Consider the following 5,501-nt stretch of genomic DNA (forward strand, 5'->3'; position numbering starts at 1 on the left):
TCCGCCTCGACGGCGCGATCCGCATGGCGCCGCGGTGAAACCCGTCGGCGTGCAGGTGGGATCGCACCATGAGCACACACGCCTTGTATACGCCGAGGACCTGGGCATCGGCCAGCGTTTCGACTTGGGCTCACACACGGTGACCGAGGCCGAACTCGTCGACTTCGCCACCCACTGGGATCCCCAGTGGTTTCACATCGACCGGGCGGCGGCGCAGGACGGCCAGTTCGGTGGCCTGATCGCCAGTGGAATCCACACGTTGGCGATCCTGCAACGGCTGACATTCGACGCAGTGGGGCACAGCTGGGCGGCCATTGCCGGGCGCGGCATCCGAGATCTGCGGTTCCGCCGTCCCGTGCGTCCAGGAGACGTGCTGACCGGCACCGTCGTCATCGACGACATCCAGTTCGACGACCGGGCACGCGCCCTCGTCACCACCGAGAGCACCGTGGTCGACAGCGAAGGCCGCGTCGTGCTGACCGTCCTGCTCGACGCCTACCTGCACTCGCGCACACGTCAACCATCGACCACCTGAGACGACGATTCGGAGACATCAATGCCAGAGGCATACATCATCGACGCGGCACGCACCCCGGTAGGCCGCCGCCGCGGCGCACTGGCCGCCGCACACCCGGTCGACCTCGCGGCCCATGTGATCGGCGCACTCGTCGAACGCAACGGTGTCGACCCCGCGTCGGTCGACGACGTGATCCTCGGCTGCCTGGACAACATCGGTCCGCAGGCGGGCGATATCGCCCGCACCGCGGCCCTCGCTGCGGGCCTGCCCGAGACAGTGCCCGGCGTGACCATCGACCGCCAGTGCGGATCCTCGCAACAGGCTGTACATTTCGCCGCGCAGGCCGTGATGAGCGGCACCGCCGACCTCATCGTCGCGGGCGGGGTGCAGAACATGAGCCAGATCCCACTGATGTCGTCGGTCACCGCGGGCGAGGCGTTCGGCGTGCGCGACCCCTACTCGGGCTCGACGAGGTGGCGGGCCCGCTACGGGGACGAGACGATCTCGCAGTTCCGCGGCGCCGAGATGATCGCCGAAAAGTGGGGAATCGACCGGGAGGCGATGGAGCAGTACGCCCTGGAAAGCCACCGCCGGGCGCTGCAGGCGATCGCCGGCGGACGCTTCGCCGCCGAGATCCTCCCCTACCAGCAGATGACGACCGACGAAGGACCGCGCGCCGACACCACACCGGAGAAGATGGCCGCCCTGCCGAGCCTCACGCCGGGGGGGCGCTTGAGCGCCGCGGTCGCCAGCCAGATCTCCGACGGCGCCTCGGGCATGCTCATCGCCTCCGCCGAGGCGGTACGCCGCCACGACCTGGCTCCGCGGGCCCGGATCCATCACCTGACCGTGCTCGGCGCCGATCCGGTCATGATGCTCGCCGCACCGATCCCCGCCACCGAACGGGCACTCGAGCGGACCGGCATGCGCATCGACGACTTCGACGTGTTCGAGGTCAACGAGGCGTTCGCCCCGGTCGTGATGGCGTGGTTGCAGGAGACCGGCGCCGACCCGGAGCGGGTGAACCCCAACGGCGGCGCCATCGCTCTCGGCCACCCGATCGGCGCCACCGGCACCCGGCTGATGACCACCATGCTGCACGAACTCGAACGCTCCGGCGGACGCTACGGGTTGCAGACCATGTGCGAGGGCGGCGGACAAGCCAACGTCACCATCATCGAGCGGCTCGGCTGATCCGATGACCCCGACCGCTATCCGGACCGTCCGCACCGGCCGCCTGCTTCACATCACGATCGACCGGCCCGGCCGCATGAACGCCCTCGGCGTCGACGACCTGGTCGCACTCGACACCGCGATCAGCGGGGCGGAAGCGACCGGTGCCCGCGCGATCGTGCTCACCGGCGCGGGAAGAGCCTTCTGCACGGGAGCGGATCTGACCGCGGTGACGGGCGAGGAACCCGAGGTGGTGATGGACGCCGCGAACCGGGTGATCCGCGGCATCGTCTCCGCGCCGGTCCCCGTCATCGCCGCCGTCAACGGCCCCGCGGTCGGGTACGGAGTGGCGCTCGCCTGCGCCGCAGACCTCACCTACGCCGCCGAAAGCGCGTATTTCCTGTTGTCGTTCACCAGCATCGGGCTGATGCCCGACGGCGGCGCGACCGCGCTCGTCGCCGCGGCGATCGGCCGGGCGCGGGCTACAGAATTAGCGCTGCTCGGGCAGCGGCTTTCCGCCACCGACGCCGCCCAGACCGGCTTGGTGGCCCGGATCCTGCCGGATGACCAGCTCGCGGCCCATGTCGAGGCCGTCGCCGGCACGCTGGGAGCCGGGCCGCGGCGCGCCCTCGAACTGACCAGACGGGCGCTCGCCGCGTCCACCCTGGGCCACCTCGACCACGCCCTCGAGCGTGAACGAGCCGGACAGATCGAACTCATCGGCACACCGGATTTCGCCGAGGGCGCCGACGCCGTCCTCACCAAACGTCCCCCCACATTTGCTTAGCAGACCACCCGCCGATCATAGGAGAATCATGGCAACCCTTGGTGGACAACTGACATTGAACGCACGCCGCCACCCGGACCGGCCCGCGCTGATCTTCGAGGGCGTCGAGCGCAGCTACGGGCAGCTCGACCGGGAAATCAACCAGTACGCCAACGCGCTGCTGTCCCTCGGCGTGCAGAAGGGCGACCGCGTGGCGGTGCTGTCGCCGAACTCCGACCGCTTCCTCCTCGCGCTGTACGGCGCGTTCAAGGTCGGCGCGATCGTCTCCCCGTTCAACCCGCGGTCCACGGCCCGGGAGCTGGCGTATCTGCTCGAGGACTCCGGCGCGTCGGTGCTGCTGTTCGGTGGGGACACCGTCGCGGCGGTGCGGGACCTGGCCAAGCTGGAGCAGGCGCCCGCTGCCCCGGCGCTTTCGCTGGACGGCGCGGACGGCTTCGACGATTTCGTCCAGCTGGCGTCCTCCATGCCGGACAGCGACCCACAGGTCGAGGTGCGCGAGGACGACGACTGCATGATCATCTACACCTCCGGCACCACCGGGAAACCGAAGGGTGCGCTGTTCGATCACCACCGGCTGCTGTGGGTCGGCCACGCGGTGTCCTCGCTCGGCGTCAACTCCTTCGACCGGAACCTGCACGTGGCACCGATGTACCACTGCGCCGAACTGGTGCTGTTCGTGCTCAGCGGCTTCTCGATGGGCACCACCCACGTCGTGTTGCCGGCATTCGAGCCCGCCGCCGTCCTCGACGCCCTCGAGCGATACCGGATCACCGTCTTCCTCGGTGTTCCCACCATGTATCAGATGATGTTGACGGTCCCCGACCTCGAGCGGCGCGACCTCTCGCACTGGCGGCTCGGCTTCTTCGGGGCGGCACCGATGCCGCCGACTGCGGTCGCGAAACTCGTGACGACCTTCCCGGACGTCGGCTTCTTCCAGCTGTGCGGGCCGACCGAGGGTGGCCCCACCGGCATCTACTCCACGCCTGACGAGGTCGCCGTCCGTCCCGATGCGACGGGACGCTGGCCGATCACGAATGCCGAGTTCCGGCTGGTCGATCCGGATGGCAACGATGTCCCGACGGGGATGACCGGCGAGATCATCCTGCGCGGCGAGACCATCATGAAGGGCTACTGGAACAAGCCCGAGGCCACCGCCGAGACCATCCGAGACGGGTGGCTGCACACCGGGGACCTCGCCGTCCGCGACGCCGACGGTTTCATCACGATCGTCGACCGGCTCAAGGACATGATCATCACCGGCGGCCGCAACGTCTACTCGATCGAGGTCGAGAACGCCCTCGCGGGGCACCCCGACGTCCAGGACGTTGCCGTCGTCGGCCTGGACCACGCCACATTCGGGGAGACCATCGTCGCGATCGTGACCCCGGTTCCCGGTCGCGAGGTGACCCTCGAGGAGCTGCGGACGTACGCCGCCGAATACGTCGCGGACTACAAACTGCCGCGCGATCTGATCGTCCGTGACATCCCGCGCAACCCTTCCGGCAAGATCCTCAAACACGTTCTCCGCAGTGAGATTCGGGACGACTCCGCGCAACGCACGTAGACCGACGGACGACTCCGGCACATTCGAGTTCCCGGGAACCACGACGCCGTCCATATCCGATACGGCCTGACCGAAGCCGCGCTCCCGCGCGCTCATCTCCCACGGCTGTTCCAACCCCGGCGAGGTCTCGCGCGACCTCACGGCCCTACTCTCGGCCGTGCCCCCGCCGGATCCGACAAACACCACGACCACGCACGCCCGGCAGCGGCTATGAGTTCCCGGACGCGGAAGACCACACCCATCGACGGTGCCGCACTTGATTGGTCTCTTTCGGCCCCCCTCGAGCAGATGCGCTCGGGCCGAACAGTCAAGGTGCTGAACAAGATACGCAGACACGCGCCGGAACTCGTCACCGTCAGCTACTGAGAGATTCAGCGGGAGCGCCGCCGCGCAGCGGGATCGGTCTCGGCCTGCCAGCGCCCCAGCGCCTCGGCGGAGACCTTCGCGTATTTGACCAGGCTGCGCACCGAGGTGTGTCCGCTCAACGCCATCAGCATCGGCGTGGAAGCGCCCTTCTCTGCGGCGTGGGTCAGTCGCGAGTGCCGCAGCTGGTGCAGCGTGAACGGTCCGCGTCGCATCCCTTCGGTGTGCTCCTCGAGGAGCGTCGCGGCGCGGCGGTAGGAAAGTCGGGCGCGGCCGGTCGAGTTGTCGGTGTCGGTCTTGGCGACCGACGGCTTGGCTTTGCGGTCGGTCAGGAACAGCGGCCCGGACTTCCGTCCGGCGATCAGCCGGGGCAGCGGCCGTGCGGTGCCGGTCTGCCAATAGATCACCTCGCGGGCGCCGCCCTTGCGGGTGACCGTGGCGCATCGGTTCACGGTGTCCAGGTCCTCGATGTCGAGATTCAGGATCTCCTCCGCCCGCGCGGCGGACTCATACAGCATCGACCAGAACACCCGCTCGCGCAGGGCCGCGTCCATGCCCAGCAGCTCCGCAACCTCGGCGGCGGTCATCGCCTTGCTGTTGTCCGGCGCACTCGGCCGCGCCCGCAGGCGCGACACCGGATCGCCGGTCAGCCACTGTTGATCGCGTCAGTAGGCGCACGCCGCCGACACCGCGGTCAGCCGGAGGTTGTAGGTCTTGGGGGCCTTGTCGCCCCACACGTAGTCGAACCACCCCGACACCCGATCCGGGTTCAACAACCCGACATCGCCGTCCGCGCCGAAGTCGCGCACCATCCGATCCAACGCCGAGGCGTAGGCGCGGCGGGTGTTCACCGCCGCGATCGTGCCCAGAAAGGTCCGCGTCGCGTCCGCCAGCCGGATCCCGGCGGCCCGCGCCGGTAGCGAGCTCACCGATCCCACCCCGACCGCCCTTCAGCACTACGGCAGATAGTTTCCGGAGTCGCCCATCTCCGGAACGACCATCGCGGCAGGACGACTCACGAGTTACGGCAGATAGTACGCTACTATCTGCCGTAAATCCTTAGCGCCGGATTTCGAGAATCTGCTCCCCGACCCCCG

The 5,501-nt window shown here is 68.7% G+C and carries 6 protein-coding genes; 4 read left to right on the forward strand and 2 right to left on the reverse strand.

Translation table 11 applies throughout. From position 1 onward, the window contains the following. Positions 1 to 34 precede the first annotated feature (34 nt). Genes AIIKEEIJ_RS12105 through AIIKEEIJ_RS12120 form a run of 4 tightly spaced genes read left to right on the forward strand, consistent with a single transcriptional unit; the run spans position 35 to position 4,041 of the window. Positions 35 to 535 (forward strand): MaoC family dehydratase, encoded by a 501-nt coding sequence (locus AIIKEEIJ_RS12105; protein ID WP_011331212.1) that lies wholly within the window; start codon positions 35 to 37, stop codon positions 533 to 535. 21 nt (positions 536 to 556) lie between these two features. After that, positions 557 to 1,711 carry an acetyl-CoA C-acetyltransferase gene (locus AIIKEEIJ_RS12110; protein ID WP_011331211.1) on the forward strand — a complete coding sequence of 385 codons (1,155 nt, stop codon included), beginning with the start codon at positions 557 to 559 and terminating at the stop codon, positions 1,709 to 1,711. 4 nt (positions 1,712 to 1,715) lie between these two features. Beyond that, positions 1,716 to 2,477, forward strand: coding sequence for an enoyl-CoA hydratase (locus tag AIIKEEIJ_RS12115; RefSeq protein WP_011331210.1), 762 nt, complete (start codon positions 1,716 to 1,718; stop codon positions 2,475 to 2,477). A gap of 28 nt (positions 2,478 to 2,505) precedes the next feature. After that, positions 2,506 to 4,041: a class I adenylate-forming enzyme family protein gene (locus AIIKEEIJ_RS12120; RefSeq protein WP_011331209.1), complete on the forward strand. Its 1,536-nt coding sequence runs from the start codon at positions 2,506 to 2,508 to the stop codon at positions 4,039 to 4,041. A 371-nt stretch (positions 4,042 to 4,412) separates the two neighbouring features. Here AIIKEEIJ_RS12120 and AIIKEEIJ_RS12125 read toward each other — a convergent pair whose 3' ends face one another. Together AIIKEEIJ_RS12125 and AIIKEEIJ_RS12130 are read right to left on the reverse strand one after the other, a co-directional pair. Continuing rightward, positions 4,413 to 4,991: a tyrosine-type recombinase/integrase gene (locus tag AIIKEEIJ_RS12125; RefSeq protein WP_202916944.1), complete on the reverse strand. Its 579-nt coding sequence runs from the start codon at positions 4,989 to 4,991 to the stop codon at positions 4,413 to 4,415. Positions 4,992 to 5,069: 78 nt separating this feature from the next. Then, the gene (locus AIIKEEIJ_RS12130) at positions 5,070 to 5,333 is read right to left on the reverse strand and encodes a hypothetical protein (protein ID WP_225330463.1); all 264 of its coding nucleotides are present in this window, start codon (positions 5,331 to 5,333) and stop codon (positions 5,070 to 5,072) included. Between the last annotated feature and the right edge of the window lie 168 nt (positions 5,334 to 5,501).

Source organism: Rhodococcus sp. YH1, assembly GCF_009939605.1.
Lineage (GTDB): Bacteria > Actinomycetota > Actinomycetes > Mycobacteriales > Mycobacteriaceae > Rhodococcus > Rhodococcus aetherivorans.

Bases quoted from the DNA above. Each gene is read 5' to 3' on its own strand.
- AIIKEEIJ_RS12125 (WP_202916944.1), bottom strand. From the start codon at position 4,991: ATGACCGCCGCCGAGGTTGCGGAGCTGCTGGGCATGGACGCGGCCCTG.
- AIIKEEIJ_RS12120 (WP_011331209.1), top strand. From the start codon at position 2,506: ATGGCAACCCTTGGTGGACAACTGACATTGAACGCACGCCGCCACCCG.
- AIIKEEIJ_RS12115 (WP_011331210.1), top strand. From the start codon at position 1,716: ATGACCCCGACCGCTATCCGGACCGTCCGCACCGGCCGCCTGCTTCAC.
- AIIKEEIJ_RS12110 (WP_011331211.1), top strand. From the start codon at position 557: ATGCCAGAGGCATACATCATCGACGCGGCACGCACCCCGGTAGGCCGC.